The following is an 18,481-nucleotide window of genomic DNA, read 5'->3' on the forward strand; positions in this document are numbered from 1 at the left end:
CCCCCCGCGGGTCCGGGCCGCCCGGCCCACCACCCCCCCCCGCAACCCCGCAGGAACCCGTGAGGCATACGCCGGCCGCGTGCCGGCGTGTGCCTCACGGGCGGTCTCCACCGGGCACGACGACACCGGCCACCGGAGCCGGCGCAGGACAAGGAGCATCTCTTGACCCACTACGACGTGATTGTGGTCGGCGCGCGCTGCGCCGGGGCTCCGGCCGCGATGCTGCTCGCGCGCGCCGGCTACCGGGTGCTCATGGTCGAGCGCGGGACCTTCCCCAAAGACACCCTCTCCACGCTCTACATCCACCAGCCCGGCGTCGCCGCCCTCGCCCGCTGGGGCCTGCTGCCCGCCGTACGGGACACCGGCGCCCCCGCCCTGGACCGTGTCCGCTACACCCACGGCGACATCCGGCTGGACGGCTGCTCCTGGGCGGCCGACGGACAGCGCGCCGCCTACGCGCCGCGCCGCTACCTGCTCGACCCGGTCCTCGCGCAGGGCGCCGTCGACGCGGGCGTCGAATTCCGCGAGAACTGCTCCGTGAGCGACCTCGTCTTCGACGGCGACCGCGTCGTCGGCGTCCGGCTCGGCGCCGGCGCGGGCGGCGCCGTCGAACGGGCCACCCTCGTCGTCGGCGCCGACGGCATGCGCTCGACCGTGGCGGCCAAGGTCCGCGCCCCGATGATCGCCGAGGACCCCACCTCGACGTGCGCCTACTACTCGTACTGGTCCGGCCTCCAGCCGGGCTTCAGACTGTTCGACACCCCCGGCCACTGGGTCGGCACGGTCCCCACCAACGACGGCGCGACGCTCGTCGCCGGCTACCTCCCCCAGGAGCAGTTCGCGAGCGTCCGGGGCGACGCCCTGAACGCCCTGCTCGCCAACGTCGAGAAGACGGCCCCCGAACTGCGCGAGGAGATGGCCGGCGGCGCCCGCCTCGAACGCGTCTACGGCACCGGCGACCAGCGCAACTTCTTCCGGCAGGCCGCCGGGCCCGGCTGGGCGCTCATCGGGGACGCCGGCCACCACAAGGACTCGATCACCGCACGCGGCATCACCGACGGCTTCTTCCAGGCCCAGCTCCTCGCGGACTGCATCGGCGACGGCCTCCACGACCCCGACCGGCTGCAAGCGGCGCTGCACACCTTCGCCGAACAGCGGCTGGAGGCCCTCATGCCCGAATACCACGCCACCTTGAAGACGGCCCGGCTCGACCCGCCGCCGCACCACGTCGACCTGCTGCGGGCCATCGCCACCAGCCGCGACCTGACCGACCGGTACTTCTCGACGCTGTCCGGTGTCTGCCCGATCGACGAGTTCGTCACCCCCGAACTGCTCGACCTGATGGAAGAGATGGACATGAAAGGACTGAACGGATGACCGACGGGACGACCGGAGACGACCGGACGCCGCTCACCTTCGGGCAGGAGCTCATCCGCTCCGGCCACCGGGCCGGGCAGGAGGGGGCGTACGGCCACCACCCCGTCGTCGCCCTCCGTCTGACCGGCACCCTCGACCGAGGCGCGCTCACCTCCGCCCTGCGGGGCCTGGTCGCCCGGCACGAGCCGCTGCGCACCACCTTCACCGGACCCGACGACGGCGGCCCGGCCGGCGCACGCGTCTGGCCGGCGGGACCGGTCGAGCTGGAACACGCCGACCTCGCCGCACCCGGTACGGACCCGGACCGGCTCGAAGCCCGCGTCGCGGAACTGGCCGCCCGCCCCTACGACCTGGCCTCCGGCCCGCTGCTGCGCTCGCTCCTGATCCGTCTCGCCGCCGACGAGCACCTGCTGGTCCTGAACGCCCACCGCATCGCCGCGGACACCCGCTCCCGCGCGATCATCACCGCCGAGCTGGCCGAGCTGTACGCCGCGGCCGCCACCGGACGCACCCCCCGGCTCCCCGAACTGCCCGTCCGCTACGCGCAGTACGCAGCCGAACAGCGCGCCCGCGTCACCGACGCCGAACTCGCCGCACAGCTGGATCACTGGCGCGGCCGGCTCGCCGGCCTGCCCGCACTGCGGCTGCCCACCGACCGGCCCCGGACCCGGGCGCGCGGCCGGGCCGCCGCCCGCCACGGCTTCCGGGTCCCGGCGCACACCGCGCGCGGACTTGCCGACGCGGCCCGCGCGCACGGCGGCACCCTGTTCGCCGGCCTGTTCGCCGCCTGCCAGGTGCTGTTCTCCCGGCACACCGGTCAGGAGGACCTGGCGCTGGGCACCCTGGCGTCCGGCCGGCCCCGGCCCGTCCTCGACGGCCTCGTCGGCGCGTTCGACAACCCGCTCCTGGTGCGCACCCGCGTACGCGCCGAGGCGCCGTTCACCGAGGTGCTCGCCGACAGCTGCGCCGCACTCGCCGACGCCCTCGCCCACCAGGACGTCCCCTTCGAGCGGGTGCGCGCCGCCCTCGGCGAGGGCAAGGACGCGGGCGACACCCCCGACGTCCAGGTGATGGTGGTGCTCCGCGGCGCCGACGAGGCCGCCGAACCGGCCCAAGGCCCCGCCCTGGCCGTGAGCGCGGTCCAGCCGCCCGGCGTACCCGCCGCCCACGACATCACCGTCCGGTTCACCGAGACCGGCACGGGCGAGCTGGCCGGCGTACTGGAATACGACGCCGCGCTCTTCGACGCCGTCACCGCGCAACTGCTCGCCCGCCACCTGTCGGTCCTGCTCGCCGCCGCGGCGGCCGACCCCGCCCGCACCGTCGAGGAACTCCCCCTCGCCGACGAGGAGGAACTGCGGCTGCTCCTCACCGACTGGGCCGTCAACCGGGCCGACTTCCCCGCCGACCGGTGCGTGCACGAACTCGTCGCCGACCAGGCCCGCCGGCGCCCCGACGCGGTCGCCGTCACCGCCGGCCTGGAGACGCTGACCTACGCCGAGCTGGACGCCCGCGCCAACCGCCTGGCCCACCTGCTCGTCGCCGACGGCGTCCGGCCCGGCACCTTCGTCGCGGTCTGCCTGCCCCGCGGCCCCGAGCTCGTCACCGCCCTGCTCGCCGTCCTCAAGGCCGGCTGCGCCTACCTGCCGCTGAACCCCGACTACCCGGAGGACCGGCTCGGCTTCATGCTCTCCGACGCCGAGGTGCCGCTCTGCCTCACCGAGTCCTGGCTGACCGGGAAGCTGCCGTCCGCCGGCACCCGGATGATCGCCCTCGACGAGCAGGACGAGGCGCTCGCCGCCCAGCCGGCCACGGCCCCGGCCGTCCCGGTCACCGCCGACGACCCCGCCTACATCATGTACACGTCGGGCTCCACGGGAACGCCCAAGGGGGCCGTGATCGGCCACCGCTCGGTCGTCCGGCTCTTCTGCAACGCCGACTGGGTCCGGCTCGGCACCGACGACGTCATGGCCCAGGGCTCCGACGTCACCTTCGACGCGGCCACGCTCGAAATCTGGGGGCCGTTGCTCGCGGGCGGCCGGATGGTCGTCATCGACAAGGACACCCTCCTCGACCCGGCCGAACTCACCGCCGCACTGGGCCGCCACGGCGTCACGACCCTGTTCGTGACCACCGCCGTCTTCAACCAGATCGTCGCCGCCGACCCGCACGCCTTCGGTGCGCTGCGCCACGTCCTCTTCGGCGGCGAGGCCGCCAACTCCGTGCGCGTCGCCGAGGTGCTGGCGGCCGCCCCGCCGCAGCGGCTCGTGAACCTCTACGGGCCGACCGAGACCGCCGTCCTCGGCACCTGGCACCTCATCCGCGAGGCCGACGAGCACATGCCCGTCCCCATCGGCCGGGCCGTCGCGAACACCACCGCCTACGTCCTCGACGACCGGCTGCGGCCGGTGCCGGTCGGGGTGGCGGGCGAGCTGTTCATCGCCGGCCCCGGAGTGGCCCGCGGCTACCTCAACCGGCCCGAGCTGACCGCCGACCGCTTCCTGGACAACCCGCACGGCGAAGCGCCCGACCACCGCATGTACCGGACCGGCGACCTCGTGCGCTGGACCAGCGCGGGCGTCCTGGAGTACGTCGGCCGCGCCGACCACCAGGTCAAGGTGCGCGGCTACCGCATCGAGCCCGGCGAGATCGAACTCGTCCTCCAGCAGCACCCGGACGTCGGCGTGGCCCTCGTGGCCGCCCTCGCCGACGGCGACCACAAACGCCTCGTCGGCTACGTGACCCCCGCCGCGGCCGGACGCCGCCCGCAGCCGGCAGAGCTGCGGGAGTTCGTCTCCGCCCGGCTGCCCGTCCACATGGTGCCCTCCGCCGTCATGTGCCTGGAACAGTTCCCGCTCACCGCCAGCGGCAAGGTCGACCGCAAGGCCCTGCCCGCCCCCGAGCACGCCGCCGCCCCCGCCGAGGTCCAGCAGCCCCGTACCGGCACCGAGCGGCTGCTCGCCCAGATCTGGTCCGACGTGCTGGGAGTCCCCGCCGTCGGCGTCACCGACAACTTCTACGAGCTCGGCGGCGACTCCATCCTCGGCATCAGGGTGGTCGCCCGGGCGAAGAAGGCCGGACTGGTCATCTCCGCGAAGGACGTCTTCCGCAAGCAGACGATCGCCGAACTCGCCACCACCGCCGTCGCCGTGGCGGAAGCCGCCTGAGGACCTGACCGTGCCGCGGCCCCCGCCCGTGGGGCCGCGGCCCTGGAGGAGAACGCACACCATGACTGCCCCCGCCCTGCCCGCGGCCGAACTCGCGGCACTCGCCGACCCGGCCGCCTACGACCTCACCGACCCGCAGACGTTCGACGACAACGACCCGCACGAGATGTGGCGGCCGTTCCGCGCGCACAACCCCGTCTTCTGGCACGCCCCGCGCGACGGCAAGCCCGGCTTCTGGGTCCTCACCAAGTACGACGACATCATGGCCGCCTACCGCGACAACAAGCGGTACACCTCCGAGCGGGGCAACGTGCTGAGCACCCTGCTGCTCGGCGAGGACTCCGCCGCCGGCAAGATGCTCGCCGTCACCGACGGCCCGCGCCACCGCGAGATCCGCAACCTGATGATGAAGTCCTTCTCGCCGCGGGTCCTCGCACCCGTCGTCGAGAACGTCCAGAAGCTCACCGACCGCCTGATCTCCGAGGCCGTCGAGGAGGGCGAGGTCGACTTCGTCACCGCCGTCGCCGACCGCATCCCCATCCACACCATCGGCGACCTCATGGGCATCCCCGCCGGGGACCGCGAACAGCTCGTCGACTGGAACGCCCAGACCCTGTCCCGGTACAGCGCCGACGACGGCGAAGAGGTCTCGCTGATGGCGCGCAACGAGATCATCCTCTACATCTCCGGCCTGATGGCCGAACGCCGCCGCAACCCCGGCGAGGACGTCCTCAGCACGCTGGCCACCGCCACCGTCGACGGCGAGCCGCTCACCGAAGAAGAGATCATCTACAACGCCTACAGCCTGATCCTGGGCGGCGACGAGTCCAGCCGGGCCACCGCCTCCGGCATCGTCCACGCCTTCAGCCTGTACGGCGACCAGTGGCGCCGGCTGAAGAACGCCGAGGTCACCCTGGAGAGCGCCACCGAGGAGGTGATGCGCTGGACCACCCCGACGATGCACTTCGGCCGGCACGCCCTGACCGACATCCCGATCCGCGACCACGTCGTCAAGGCCGGCGAGATCGTCACCCTGTGGAACAGCTCGGCCAACTTCGACGAGGACGCCTTCGCCGACCCCTACACCTTCGACCTGGGCCGCACCCCCAACAAGCACGTCAGCTTCGGCCACGGCCCGCACTTCTGCCTCGGCGCCTACCTGGGCCGCGTCCACATGATCTCCATGCTGGAGTCGCTGCGCACCCGGGTGGCCGGCATCGAACTCCTGGCCCCGCCCACCCGCCTCTTCTCCAACTTCGCCAACGGCCACGCCACCCTCAAGGTCCGCCTCACCCCGCAGGCCTGACGTCCCCTCCCGCACGGCGCAAAGCCCTCCCGGTCCGAGGACCGGGAGGGCCTTCGCATGAGGTGCGGTCAGTGGGTGGGCGTCAGGAGGGCGGTCCTGGTGAGGGTGTGGAGGTCGGAGGCGAGGGCGCGGGCGACCTCCGGTTCCTGGGACTGGAGGTAGAAGTGGCCGCCCTCGAAGAAGCGGACCGTGAACTCCGCCGAGGTGTGCTCGCTCCACCGCAGCAGGCCCTCGCGGGGCACGTTGTGGTCCTGCGCCCCCGAGTAGGCGTACAGCGGGCACGAGACCCGGGTGCCCGCCGCACCCCGGTAGCTCTCCGCGGCCTTGAAGTCGGCGCGCAGGGACGGCAGTACGGCCGACATCAGGTCCTTGTCGGCCAGCAGCTCCGGCGGGGTGCCGGCCAGGTCGGAGATCGACGACGCGAGGTCCTCGTCCGCCAGCAGGGACAGGCCGCGGCTGAGGTGGATCGCGGCCGCCGGCCGACCCGAGACGATCACACCGATCGGCGCGCGGTCCGGGTGCAGGCTCTCCAGCCGCAGGGCCACCTCGTACGCGACGATCGAGCCCAGGCTGTGCCCGAACAGCACGAGGGGGCGGCCCGCGCGGGGCAGGAGCGCCTCGACGACCTGGTCCGCCATCTCCCCGATGTCGTCGATGCAGCGCTCGCCGAGCCGGTCCTGGCGGCCCGGGTACTGCACGTTGAGCACCTCGGCGGCGCCGGACAGGGCCTGCGACAGCGTGTAGTAGCCCGTCGCCGAGCCGCCCGCATGGGGGAAGACGACCAGCGTCGGCCCCTCCGCCGGCGGCCGGTGGTACTGGCGCAGCCAGCCCGTCGGATCGGCACCGGGTCCGTAAGGTCGCTTCATCGCAGATCTCCGTTCGCGAGGACGTGCGGGCCGACGTCCGCGAGGGACGCGCAGCCGGTGAGGGCCAGGGCCAGGGCGAGGTCGGTGAGCAGGCAGCGCAGCACGTGTTCGACGCCGCGCCCGCCGTCGAGGCCGAGCCCGTACACGTACGGCCGGCCGTACAGGACGGCGTCCGCGCCCAGAGCCACCGCCTTGAGCACGTCGCTGCCGGTCCGGATCCCGGAGTCCATCAGCACCGGTACGTCCGAACCGACGGCCGCACGCACCGCCGGCAGCGACTCCAGGGCGGACACGCTGCCGTCGAGCTGCCGGCCGCCGTGCGTGGAGACGACCACGCCGTCCGCGCCGTGCTCCAGCGCCAGCCGGGCGTCGTCCGGGTGCAGGATCCCCTTCACGAGCAGCGGCAGCCGGGTCAGCCCCCGCAGCCACGCCAGGTCCTCCCAGGTCAAGGTGGGGTCGGTGGAGATCTGCGCCCACCGCAGGACGGCCTGGGTGGCGTCCGCGTCCGCCGGCAGACCGGCCCGGAAGACGGGATCGCTCGTGAAGTTGGCGATGCCGGTGCCGCGCAGGAACGGCGAGTACCCGCTGTCCAGTTCCGCCGGGCGGAAGCCGAGGTGGGTGGCGTCCACGGTGACGACGATCGCGCCGTAGCCGCTCGCCTCGGCGCGCCGCACCAGCGATGCGCCCACCGCCCGGTCCGAGGGCAGGTACAGCTGGAACCAGCGCGGGTGGCCGCCCGCCGCCTCGGCCACCTCCTCCAGCGTGCGCGAGGCGAACGTCGACAGCACCATCGGCACGCCCGTCGCCGCCGCGGCCCGCACCGTGGCCGACTCGCCCTCCGGGTGGGCGACCTGCTGGGCCGCCAGCGGAGCCAGCAGGACGGGGACGGGCAGCCGCTGCCCGAACAGCGTCACCGAGGTGTCGGCGCGCCGCGTCCCGCGCAGCATCCGCGGCACGAGCCGCAAGGCCTCGAAGGCCGCCCGGCCGGCCCGGCCCGTCGCCCCGGACCCGGCCGTGCCCGACACGTACGCGAAGGCCTCCGGGGCCATCACCCGGCCGGCCGCGGCCTCCAGGGCGGTCAGGTCGGTCGTCAACCGCGGGGCGCGGCCCGCGAGGCCCTCCATCATGAGTTCCCGCACCAGATCGGCGAGGGGCTCGGGAGCCGGCGCCCCTGACGCCTCGGCCCGGGCCAGGTCCCCGCGGATCCGCTCCGTGAGCGGCACCGCGCTCTCCGCGGGCCGCTCCAGGAGCGCGAAGTGCCCGCCGGACAGCGACACGACCTCGTGCCCGCGCGTGGTGTGGCCGCCCCAGTCGGCCATCTGGGCCGGGGAGTTCTTCGGGTCCGCCGAGGCCAGCAGCACCGTGACGGGAGCCGCCACAGCGGTGCCGCGCGCACAGCGGTGGCGCAGCAGCGCGCGGTGGTCGGCGCGCAGCAGCCGCAGGATCTCCGCGGCGATCTCCGGGTCGGCCAGCAGCGGTTCGGGAATGCCCCCGAGCCGCCGCAGCCCGGCGATCAGCTCCCCGTCGCCGACGAGGGCCAGGTCGGGCTCCTGCCAGTCCTGCGCCGGCGGCCGGGCCGCCGACACGAACAGCCGGGCCGGGCCGCCGTGTCCCTCCAGCAGCCGGGCCGTCTCGAAGGCCACGAGGGCCCCCATGCTGTGGCCCAGCAGGAACAGCGGCCGATCGTCGGGCGAGGCGGTGAGGGCGCCGGCCACCCCCGCGGCCAGCTCGGAGAGGTCCTGCGCGCAGGGTTCGCCGCGCCGGTCCTGACGGCCGGGGTACTGGACGGCGAGCAGCTCGACGTCCTCGGGCAGCGCGGCCGACAGCGCCACGAAGGCGTTCGCTGCGCCGCCCGCGTGCGGGAAGCACACCAGGCGGGCGGCCGCGGAGCCGCGGGGGTGATAGGTGCGCAGCCACCGGGACGGGTCGACGGGCCCGCTCGCGGGCCCGGCCGGCCGGGCGGCGCGGCCGCCCGGCGAAACCGGGTCGGCCGTCGGGGTGTTGGTCATGCCCACGCGGAATGATCCTCCTTCATAGAACCCAGTTCGGTCAGCAGCTCGCGCAGCCGCCCGCTCATGACGGCGCCCTGCGCCCCGCTCAGGGACCGGCCGGCCACGGCGGCCTCCAGCCGGGCGATGTCGGCGAGGAGCGCCGCGGTGACGCCTGCGTCGTCCCCGCAGGCCGGGCCCGCGGAGTCGGAGGCGGAGTCGGAACCGGAGGTCACGGCCGGTTCCCCGGCCGGCTGCGGAAGCTGCTCCCGCAGGTGGACCACCAGCTCGGCCGGGGTCGGCCAGTCGTAGACGAACGTGGCGGGCAGCCGGACCCCCGTCGCCGTCGCCAGCCGGTTGCGCAGCTCCACCGCGGTGAGCGAGTCGAAGCCGAGCCGGTCGAAGGCCCCGTCCCGGTCCACCGCCGCACCGGAGCCGTGCCCCAGCACGGCCGCGACCTCGTGGAGCACGCAGTCCAGCAGCCGGTCCCCGGTCACGGAGGCAGCCCCGGCCGGAGCAGGCGCCTGCCCCGGCGAGGCGGCGGCCGCCGCCACCGGCACGGGCGCCGCCGACAGCAGCCCCCGCAGCAGCGGCGGCACCGCGGCGCCCTGCGCGACCGCGTTCCGCAGCCCGTCGAGGTCCCAGCGCGCGGCCACCGCCACCGGGCGGTCGCGCCGCACGGCGGCGTCCAGCAGGTCGAGGCCCTGCCCGGAGGTGATCGGGGCGACGCCCACCCGCGCCATACGGGCGACGTCCGCGCCGGTCAGGCCGGCGCCCATGCCGCCGGCGCCCTCCCACAGGCCCCACACGACGGAGAGTCCCGGCCTGCCCGCCGAACGCCGCTGCTCCATCAGCCCGTCGAGGAAGGCGTTGCCGGCCGCGTACCCGGCCTGCCCGGGGGCGCTGAGGGTGCCCGCGAGGGAGGAGAACGCGACGAACGCGTCCAGCCCGAGCGGCTCGGTGAGCTCGTGCAGGTTGAGCGCCGCGTCCACCTTCGGACGCAGGGTCCGCTCCAGGCTCTCCGCGGTCAGCGCGGTCAGCAGGCCGTCGTCCAGGACGCCCGCCGCGTGCACGACCCCGCCGATCCGGACCCCGTCGCCGGCCAGGCCGGCCAGGGCGGCGGCCAGCGCGTCCCGGTCGGCCGCGTCGCAGGCGACCGTACGGACGTCCGCGCCCAGCTCGCGCAGGGCTGCGACGTCCCGGGCGGCGTCCTCGCCGGGCAGCCCGCGGCCCATCAGGACCAGCTGCCGTACGCCGTGCCGCGTCACCAGGTGGCGGGCGGCGAGCCGGCCCAGCCAGCCCAGACCGCCGGTGACCAGGACGGCCCGGGAGGTGTCCCAGCGCTCGTCCTCGTCCGCCAGGTCCAGGACGACCTTGCCGATGTGCCGGGCCTCGCTCAGGTGCCGGAAGGCGTCCGGCGCCCGGCGCAGGTCCCAGGCCGCCACCGGCGGGGCCTGCAGCGCACCCCGCTCGAACAGGGCGAGGAGCTCCGCGAAGATCTCCTGGATCCGGTCCGGCCCGGGGTCGCGGACGTCGTACGTCCGGTACACCACCCCCGGGTGCGCGGCCGCCACCGCGGCGGGCTCGCGACGGTCGGTCTTGCCCATCTCCAGGAACCGGCCGCCGCGCGGCAGCAGCCGCAGCGAGGCGTCCGCGAACTCCCCGGCGAGGGAGTTGAGCACCACGTCGACGCCCCGGCCCCCGGTCGCGGCGAGGAAGGCCCCCTCGAAGTCCAGGGTGCGGGAGGAGGCGATGTGCCCGTCCGCGACCCCGGCGCCGCGCAGGGCGTCCCACTTGGCGGGGCTCGCGGTGGAGTACACCTCGGCGCCGAGGTGGCGGGCGATCTGGATGGCCGCCGTACCGACGCCGCCGGCGCCCGCGTGCACGAGGACCGACTCGCCCGCGCGCAGGCCCGCCAGGTCCACCAGGCCGTAGTAGGCCGTCAAGTAGGTGACGGGGACCGCGGCCGCCTGCCGGAAGGACCAGCCCTCCGGGATCCGGGACACGAACCGGCGGTCGGTGACCGATGTCGGGCCGATGCCGTAGAACAGGCCCATCACCCGGTCGCCGGGCTTCAGGTCGGTGACGCCGGGACCCACTTCGAGGACCGTGCCGGCGCCCTCGCCGCCCTGTCCGGAACCGCCCGCGTGCCCGTCGACGGACGCCGGGATCACCCCGAGGGAGAGCAGGACGTCCCGGAAGTTCAGGCCCGCGACCCGCATCCGGACCCGCACCTGGCCCTCCTCCAGCGGGGCGGCCGCCTCCGGCCACGGCTTCAGCGCCAGGTTCGCGAAGGTCCCCTTGGCCACGTAGTCGAGGTGCCAGTGCGGGGTGTCGGCGGGCGGGGTCAGCAACTGCTCGGTGTGGTGCGCGCCGAGCACGGGACGGTGGGCGGCGCCTCCGCGCAGGGCGAGCTGCGGCTCGCCCGTGGCCAGCGCCGCCGCGACGGCCCGCCGGGAGGCGGGGGTGCCGTCCTCGTCGAGCACCGCGAACCGGTCGGGGTGCTCGGCCTGCGCGGAGCGCAGCAGGCCCCACACGGCGCGGTGGGACAACTCGCCGGGCTGCTGCTCACCGCCCAGCATGACGGCGCCGCGGGTGAGGACCGCCAGCCGGGCTCCGGCCAGCCGCTCGTCCGCCACCAGGAGCCGGACCGTGTCGAGGACCCGGTGCAGGGCGGTGCGCACGGCCCCGGCGCCGCCGCCCGGCTGTCCGCCGTCTGCGGGCAGCGGGCAGGGCAGCAGGAGCAGTGCGGGTGCCTGCTCCCCGGCGGACAGTGCCGCCAGCAGTTCGTCGGTGCCGGACAGGGCACCGCCGAGACCCAGTTCGTGTTCGTGCTCGTACGCGCCGAGCAGTGTCCAGCGGTGCGTGGCCGGGGTGGCGGGCAGCTCGGCGAGCTCCTCCCACAGCGGCCACAGCAGGCCGTCGCCGGGCCCGGCGGGGGCGTCCAGGGCGCCCGCGGGGAGGGGGCGCAGCACCAGCGATCCGATCGAGGCCACGGCCCGGCCGGAGGCGTCCGCGACGTCGATGCCCACCGCGTTCGCCCCGGCCGGCGCGAGCCGGACCCGCAGGCGCGGGCCGCTCCCGCCGTGGATGCGGACGCCGGACCAGGCGTACGGCAGGAACGTCCGCCCGTCGTCGCCGTCGGCCCCGTCGACCAGGCCGCCGAGCGCGATCGGGTGCAGGGCCGCGTCGAGCAGCGCCGGGTGCAGTCCGTAGCCGTCGGCCGCGGGCCCGGCCGCTGCGGGGAGCGCCACCTCGGCGAAGACCTCCTGGCCGCGCCGCCAGACGGCGTGCACGCCGCGGAAGACCGGACCGTAGCCGAGGCCCTTGGCGCCGAGGACGGCGTAGAGGTCCGCGACCGGGTCGGAGACCGGCTCGGCCCCGCGCGGCGGCCACACCCCGGCCCAGTCCCCGCCGTCTGCGGCGGCCGGCTCGGGCGCCGGACCGGAACCGTCGGGAAGGACCGCGCCGTGCGCGTTGCGGGACCAGCCCTGCCCGTCACCGTCGTCCTCGGGGCGCGAGTGCACGGCGACAGCCCGGCGGCCGGAGCCGTCCGTGCCGTCCGGGGCGGCCACGGACACCCGCAGCCGGACCTCGCCCTCCTCCGGCACCACCAGCGGCGCCTCCAGGACCAGTTCCTCCACCAGGGCGCAGCCCGCCTCCCGGGCGGCGCGCGCCACCAGGTCGAGCAGGCCGGTGCCCGGCAGCAGCACCCGGCCGCCCACACGGTGGTCGGCCAGCCACGGGTGGCGGGCCAGGGAGACCCGCCCGGTCAGCAACAGGCCGTCGCTGTCGGGTAGTTCGGCGGAGGCGCTCAGCATCGGGTGGTCGACCGGGACCAGCCCGGCCGACCGCACGTCCCCGGCCGCCGCCGGCCGGTCGATCCAGTACGGGCGGTGCTGGAAGGCGTACGTGGGCAGCTCCACCCGGCGCGCCCCGCGGTCCGCGAACACGGCGGCCCAGTCCACGCCGCCACCGCCGGCGTGCAGCCGCGAGACCGCCGTGAGCAGCGCGGTCACCTCCGGCAGGCGCCGCCGCAGCGACGCGATCAGCGTGTGCCCGGCCGGGCGCCCCTGTCCCGCGTCCTCCAGGCACCCCGCGGCCATCGAGGTGAGGTCCGTGCCCGGCCCCACCTCCAGGAAGCGGGCACAGCCCAGTTCGGCCAGGGCGGTGACGCCGTCCTGGAAGCGGACGGCGTGCCGCGCGTGCCGCACCCAGTACTCGGGGTCCGCGAGCTCGTCCGCGCCCACGGGCCGGCCGGTCAGGTCGGAGACGAACGTGAGCTGCGGCTCCTTGAACACCAGCCGGGCGACGACGGACCGCAGCTCCTCCAGGGCCGGCTCCATCAGCGGGGAGTGGAACGCGTGGCTGACGCGCAGCCAGGTGGCCTTCCCGCCGGCCGCTTCGAACCCCGCCACCACCCCGGCCAGGGCTTCGCGGTCGCCGGAGAGCACCGTGGCGGCCGGACCGTTCACCGCGGCCAGCGAGATCAGCTCCTCGTGGCCGGCGAGCAGCGCCGCCGCCTCCGCCTCGGAGGCGCGCAGGGCCACCATCGCCCCGCCCGACGGCAGCCGCTGCATGATCCGGCCGCGTACGGCGGCCAGTTCGGCCGCATCCGCCAGCGACAGCGCCCCGGCCGCGTGCACGGCCGCGAGCGCGCCGACGGAGTGCCCGAGGACGGCGTCGGGCCGAACCCCCCACGACTCCAGCAGCCGGAACAGCGCCACCTCGAACGCGAACACGGCCGGCTGCGTGTAGCCGGTCCGGTGCAGCAGCGCACCCTCGGGGCTGTCCTCCGCCGCGAGGACCACGTCCCGCAGCGGCCGCTCCACATGCGGGTCCAGCGCGGCGCACACCTCGTCGAACGCGGCCGCGTACACCGGGAACGCCTCGTACAGCTCCTGGCCCATCCGGGCCCGCTGGGAGCCCTGGCCGGCGAAGAGGAACGCGGTGCGGCCCTCCGCCGCGGTCGCCCGGACCACGTCCGCGCCGGGCACGCCGTCGGCCAGCGCCCGCAGCCCGTCGAGCAGTTCGTCGCGGTCCTCGGGCAGCAGCACCGCACGGTGCGGCAGGTGCCCGCGGGTGGTGGCGAGGGAGAAGCCGATGTCCGCGAGCCCGTCGCCGTCGGCCTCGGTCAGATGCCGGTACAGCCGGTCGGCCTGCGCCCGCAGCGCGGGCTCCCCGGCCGCCGACAGCACCACCGGTACGGGCGCCGCAGCGGCCGGGCGCCCCGCCGCGACCGGCTGCGGCGCCTCCTGCGGCTCCGGGGCCTGCTCCAGGATGACGTGCGCGTTGGTGCCGCTGATGCCGAAGGAGGACACCGCGGCCCGGCGCGGCCGCTCGCCCTGCCCGGGCCACGGGATCGTCTCGGTCAGCAGGGACACGGCGCCGCCCGACCAGTCCACATGCGGGGTGGCCTCGTCCACGTGCAGGGTCCGGGGCAGCAGCCCCTCCCGCAGCGCCATCGCCATCTTGATGACACCGCCGACCCCGGCTGCGGCCTGGGTGTGCCCGATGTTCGACTTCAGGGACCCCAGGTGCAGCGGCCGGTCGGCCGGGCGCCCGCTGCCGTACGTGGCCAGCAGCGCCTGGGCCTCGATCGGGTCGCCCAGCGAGGTGCCCGTCCCGTGCGCCTCCACCGCGTCGACGTCGGCCGGGGTGAGACCGGCCGCGGCCAGGGCCCGGCGGATCAGCTGCTCCTGCGCGGGGCCGCTGGGCGCGGTCAGCCCGTTGCTCGCGCCGTCCTGGTTGACGGCCGAGCCGCGCACCACCGCCAGTACGGGGTGCCCGTTGCGGCGGGCGTCGGAGAGCCGTTCGACCAGCAGCAGGCCGGCTCCCTCGGCCCAGCCGGTGCCGTCCGCGGCGGCGGAGAACGCCTTGCAGCGGCCGTCGGGCGCGAGCCCGCGCTGCCGGCTGAACTCCACGAACGGCATCGGCGTCGCCATCACCGTGGCGCCGCCGACCAGGGCCATCGAGGACTCGCCGCTGCGCAGCGAGGCGCAGGCCAGGTGCAGCGCCACGAGCGAGGAGGAGCAGGCCGTGTCGACGGTGATGGCCGGGCCCTCCAGTCCGAAGGTGTAGGACAGCCGCCCGGAGGCGACACTGGCGGCGCCGCCGACGCTGAGGAAGCCCTCGTACTCCTCGGGGGCGGGGGAGAGGCGGTTCATGTAGTCGGCGTACATGGTGCCGACGAACACCCCGGTCCGGCTGCCGCGCAGGGTGGCCGGGTCGATGCCGGCGTGCTCGAACGCCTCCCATGCGGTCTCCAGCAGGAGCCGCTGCTGCGGGTCGATGCTGTGCGCCTCGCGCGGCGAGACGCCGAAGAACTCCGCGTCGAACTGCGCCGCCTCGTAGAGGAATCCGCCCTCCCGCGCGTACGAGGTGTGCGGCCGGTCCGGGTCGGGGTCGTACAGCTCGGCCAGGTCCCAGCCCCGGTCGGCGGGGAACGGGCCGACGGCGTCCACCTCGTCGATGGTCAGCCGCCACAGGTCCTGGGGGGAACGGACGCCACCCGGGTAGCGGCAGGCCATTCCCACGATCGCGATCGGCTCGTGCTCGCGCTCCTTGAGGTGGGCGTGGTCGGCCTTGAGCCGCTCGTTCTCCTTCAGCGCGGCCCGCAACGCCTCGACGACCTGCTGCTGGGTTGTGGAAGCCATCCTGTTCTCTCCGTACTTCCCTGTCGGGGTCTGGGTCTGGGTGGTTGCTCGGCCCGGGTCCGGAAAGGGGTCCGGACCCGGGCGGTGGGTGTCTTCCTCAGCTCTGGCCCAGGGCCAGGCGGACCAGGTCGTCGGCGCTCATCGAATCCAGCGCGCTTGCACCCTCGTCGTCGTGCCCGCTCGCGCCGTCCGTCGGTCCGTCGGGGTCCGCGGCTTCCCCGGGGGTGTCCTGTGCCGGGACCTCGGGTACGAGGGCCGCCCGCAGCCGGTCCGCCAGCGCGCCCGGCGTCGGGTGGTCGAAGACGAGCGTGGGCGGCAGCTTGACGCCGGTGGCGGCCGCCAGGCGGTTGCGCAGCTCGACGGCGGTGAGGGAGTCGAAGCCGAGGTCCTGGAACCGGCGGTCGGCCGGCACCCGCTCGCCGTCCGAGCGGCCCAGTACGGCGGCCACTTCGGCGCGTACCGCCTCGAGCAGGATGTGGTGGTGCTCCCGCCGGGGTGCCCGGGCCAGCCGCTCGCGGAGTCCCGCCGCGGTGCCTGCGGCCGCCGCCCGCCCGGAACCCGCGGGGCGGCGGTCCGGGGCCAGCCCCCGCAGCAGGTACGCCACCGCGTCCGGATCCGCCGTCCGCAGGTCGAGGTGGGCCGCCGTCAGGACCGGGGCGCCGGAGGCGAGGGCCGCGTCGAACAGCGCCAGGCCGTCCTCCGCGGACAGCGCCCCGATCCCGGTGCGGGCCAGACGCTTCAGGTCCGCCGCACCCAGGTCCCCGGTGAGCGTGCTCTCCTGCGCCCACAGGCCCCAGGCCAGGGACACGGCCGGCAGCCCTTCGGCGCGGCGCCGGTGGGCGAGGGCGTCCAGGAAGGCGTTGGCCGCCGCGTAGTTGCCCTGGCCCGCCGAGCCCAGTGTGCCGGCGAGGGAGGAGAAGAGGACGAACGCCGACAGCTCCAGGCCCATGTCGCGGGTCAGCTCGTGCAGGTGGAGCGCGGCGTCGGCCTTGGGCCGCAGGACCTCCGCCAGCCGCTGCGCGGTGAGCCCCGCCAGGACCGCGTCGTCGGTCACGCCCGCCGCGTGCACGACCGCGGTCAGCGGCCGGTCCGCGGGTACGGCGGCCAGCAGGGCCGCCAGCGCCGTGCGGTCACCGGTGTCGCAGGAGACGACGCTCACCTCGGCGCCCAGGGAGACCAGTTCCGCCGCGAACTCCTCCGCGCCCGGGGTCGCGGCGCCGCGCCGCCCGGTCAGCAGCAGCCGGCCCACGCCGTGCTGCTTGACCAGGTGCCGGGCCAGCAGCCGGCCCAGGGTGCCCAGGCCGCCGGTGACCAGGACGTGGCTGTCCGCTCCGAAGACCGCCGGGGTGTCCCCGGCGGGTCCGGTGGGCCGGTGCCCGCGCAGGGCCGGCGCGGACAGCCGTCCGGCCCGCAGCGCGAGCTGCGGCTGCGCCGACGCCAGGGCCCGGGGGAGGGCGCGTACGGACTCGGGCCGCCCGTCGGTGTCGACCAGGGTGAACCGGCCGGGCTGTTCGGACTGCGCCGAGCGGATCAGGCCCCACACCGCCGCCAGGGCGGGATCGGGGTGTTCGGCGTCGGCGACGGCGACCGCCCCCCGGGTCAGGACGGCGAGCCGGGAGTCCGCGAACCGCTCGTCCGACAGCCAGCCCTGGGCCAGTTCGAGGACCGCGGTCACGGCCCGGCCGTCGGCGTCCGGCACGGGCGGGCCGGCCGGTGCGGCGGCCAGGACCACGGTCGGCACCGGGGCCCCGCCGTCGACCGCGGCCCGCAGCGCCTCCAGCCCCGGGTAGGCCCGCACGGCCACCCCGGCGGCGCGGACGGCATCGGCGCAGGCTCCGCCGTCACCGAGGGCACCCCCGTCGCCGAGGACGGCCCACGGACCGGCCGGCAGGGACGTCTGCGTCCGCAGCGGGGACCAGCGGAGGTCGAACAGCCCGGCTCCGTGGACGGGTCCGGCGGTGGCCGCCGGGTCCGCCCGCAGCTCGCGTACTGCGAGGCTGCCAGCCGTGAACACCGGTACGCCGTCCCCGTCCGCGATCAGCAGCGAGTGGACGTCGTCCGGCCCCCGCCGCAGGCGGACCCGCAGCCGTGCCGGCCCGGAGGCCCGCAGGGCCAGCGCGCTCCACGCGAAGGGCACCACCAGCCGGTCCCCGGCACCGGTCCCGACCAGGGCCGTGTGCAGGGCGGCGTCGAGCGCGGCGGGGTGGAGGGCGAAGCCGCCGGTGTCGGCGGTGTCGGGGAGGACGATCTCGGCGTAGACGTCGGCGCCGTGCTGCCAGGCCCTGCGCAGCCCCTGGAAGGCGGGACCGTACGCGTACCCGCGCTCGGCGAGCCGGGCGTAGAGGCCGTCGACGGCAATCTCGCCGGCACCCGGGGGCGGCCAGGCGGTGAGGTCGGGGTCCTCGCCGGTCGCCGCGGGAACGTCCTCGGCCAGCAGGCCGCAGGCGTGCCGCACCCAGGCACCGTCCGGGGCTCCCTCCGGCCGGGAGTGCAGGGCCAGGGGCCGCGTGCCGTCGTCGGCGGCCGCACCCACCATGAGCTGGAGGGCGACACGTCCGTCGAGCGGCAGCGGGTGTTCGAGGGTGAGCTCGGCGACCTCCGCCGCCCCCGCCCGTCCGGCCGCGTACAGGGCGAGCTCGGCGACGGCCGCACCGGGCAGCAGCGTCCGGCCCAGGATGGTGTGCTCCGCCAGCCACGGGTGCGCCTCGGCGTCCAGGGTGCCCGTGAACAACCAGCCCTGGCCCGCGGCGAGTTCCACGACCCCGTCCAGCAGCGGATGCCCGCCGGCCGGCCCCGGCGCCACAGGGGCCGCCGGAGCGCTCAGCCAGTAGCTGTCGCGCTGGTACGGGTATGTGGGCAGGGCGACGGCCCGGCCGCCGGGCAGGAACCCCTCCCACCGCACGTCCCGGCCCCTCACATGGGCCTGCGCGAGCGCCGCCGCGAGGGTCGCGCCCTCGGGACGGCCCTTGCGCAGCAGCGGCAGCGCGGTGACCTCCCGCCCGGTCTCCGACTCCCCGGGGGCCGGGATCGCCCGGGTCATGGCGGTGAGGACGCCGTCCGGACCGAGTTCCAGGAACGTGGTGACGTTGTGGGTGTGGAGGTATTGGACGGCTTCGTTGAA

At 75.9% G+C, this 18,481-nt stretch carries 7 protein-coding genes; 3 read left to right on the forward strand and 4 right to left on the reverse strand.

Annotation, left to right across the window (positions count from 1 at the left end):
- The first annotated feature begins 162 nt into the window (after window positions 1-162).
- From AVW11_RS32300 to AVW11_RS32310, 3 genes are all read left to right on the forward strand, one after another.
- The gene (locus AVW11_RS32300) at window positions 163-1,377 is read left to right on the forward strand and encodes an NAD(P)/FAD-dependent oxidoreductase (protein WP_030838618.1); all 1,215 of its coding nucleotides are present in this window, start codon (window positions 163-165) and stop codon (window positions 1,375-1,377) included.
- Window positions 1,374-4,544: a non-ribosomal peptide synthetase gene (locus AVW11_RS32305; RefSeq protein WP_076046806.1), complete on the forward strand. Its 3,171-nt coding sequence runs from the start codon at window positions 1,374-1,376 to the stop codon at window positions 4,542-4,544. The genes AVW11_RS32300 and AVW11_RS32305 overlap by 4 nt, the downstream gene beginning before the upstream one ends.
- 61 nt (window positions 4,545-4,605) lie before the next feature.
- The gene (locus AVW11_RS32310) at window positions 4,606-5,850 is read left to right on the forward strand and encodes a cytochrome P450 (protein ID WP_076046807.1); all 1,245 of its coding nucleotides are present in this window, start codon (window positions 4,606-4,608) and stop codon (window positions 5,848-5,850) included.
- A gap of 68 nt (window positions 5,851-5,918) precedes the next feature.
- Here the strand turns inward: AVW11_RS32310 and AVW11_RS32315 are convergent, their stop codons facing one another.
- The 4 genes from AVW11_RS32315 to AVW11_RS32335 all read right to left on the reverse strand — a co-directional run.
- Window positions 5,919-6,716 carry a thioesterase II family protein gene (locus AVW11_RS32315; protein WP_060177801.1) on the reverse strand — a complete coding sequence of 266 codons (798 nt, stop codon included), beginning with the start codon at window positions 6,714-6,716 and terminating at the stop codon, window positions 5,919-5,921.
- Entirely contained in the window at window positions 6,713-8,725 is a 2,013-nt protein-coding gene (locus tag AVW11_RS39155) for an alpha-hydroxy-acid oxidizing protein (protein ID WP_143568927.1), read from the reverse strand. The genes AVW11_RS32315 and AVW11_RS39155 overlap by 4 nt, the downstream gene beginning before the upstream one ends.
- Complete coding sequence (locus tag AVW11_RS32330; protein WP_076046808.1) at window positions 8,722-15,360, reverse strand: type I polyketide synthase; 6,639 nt, start codon at window positions 15,358-15,360, stop codon at window positions 8,722-8,724. Before AVW11_RS32330 ends, AVW11_RS39155 begins: the two co-directional genes overlap by 4 nt.
- 97 nt (window positions 15,361-15,457) lie before the next feature.
- The coding region (locus AVW11_RS32335) for a type I polyketide synthase (protein ID WP_143568928.1) at window positions 15,458-18,481 on the reverse strand (3,024 nt) is incomplete at its 5' end.

Origin of the sequence: Streptomyces amritsarensis, assembly GCF_001953875.1 — a bacterium.
GTDB lineage: Bacteria > Actinomycetota > Actinomycetes > Streptomycetales > Streptomycetaceae > Streptomyces > Streptomyces amritsarensis.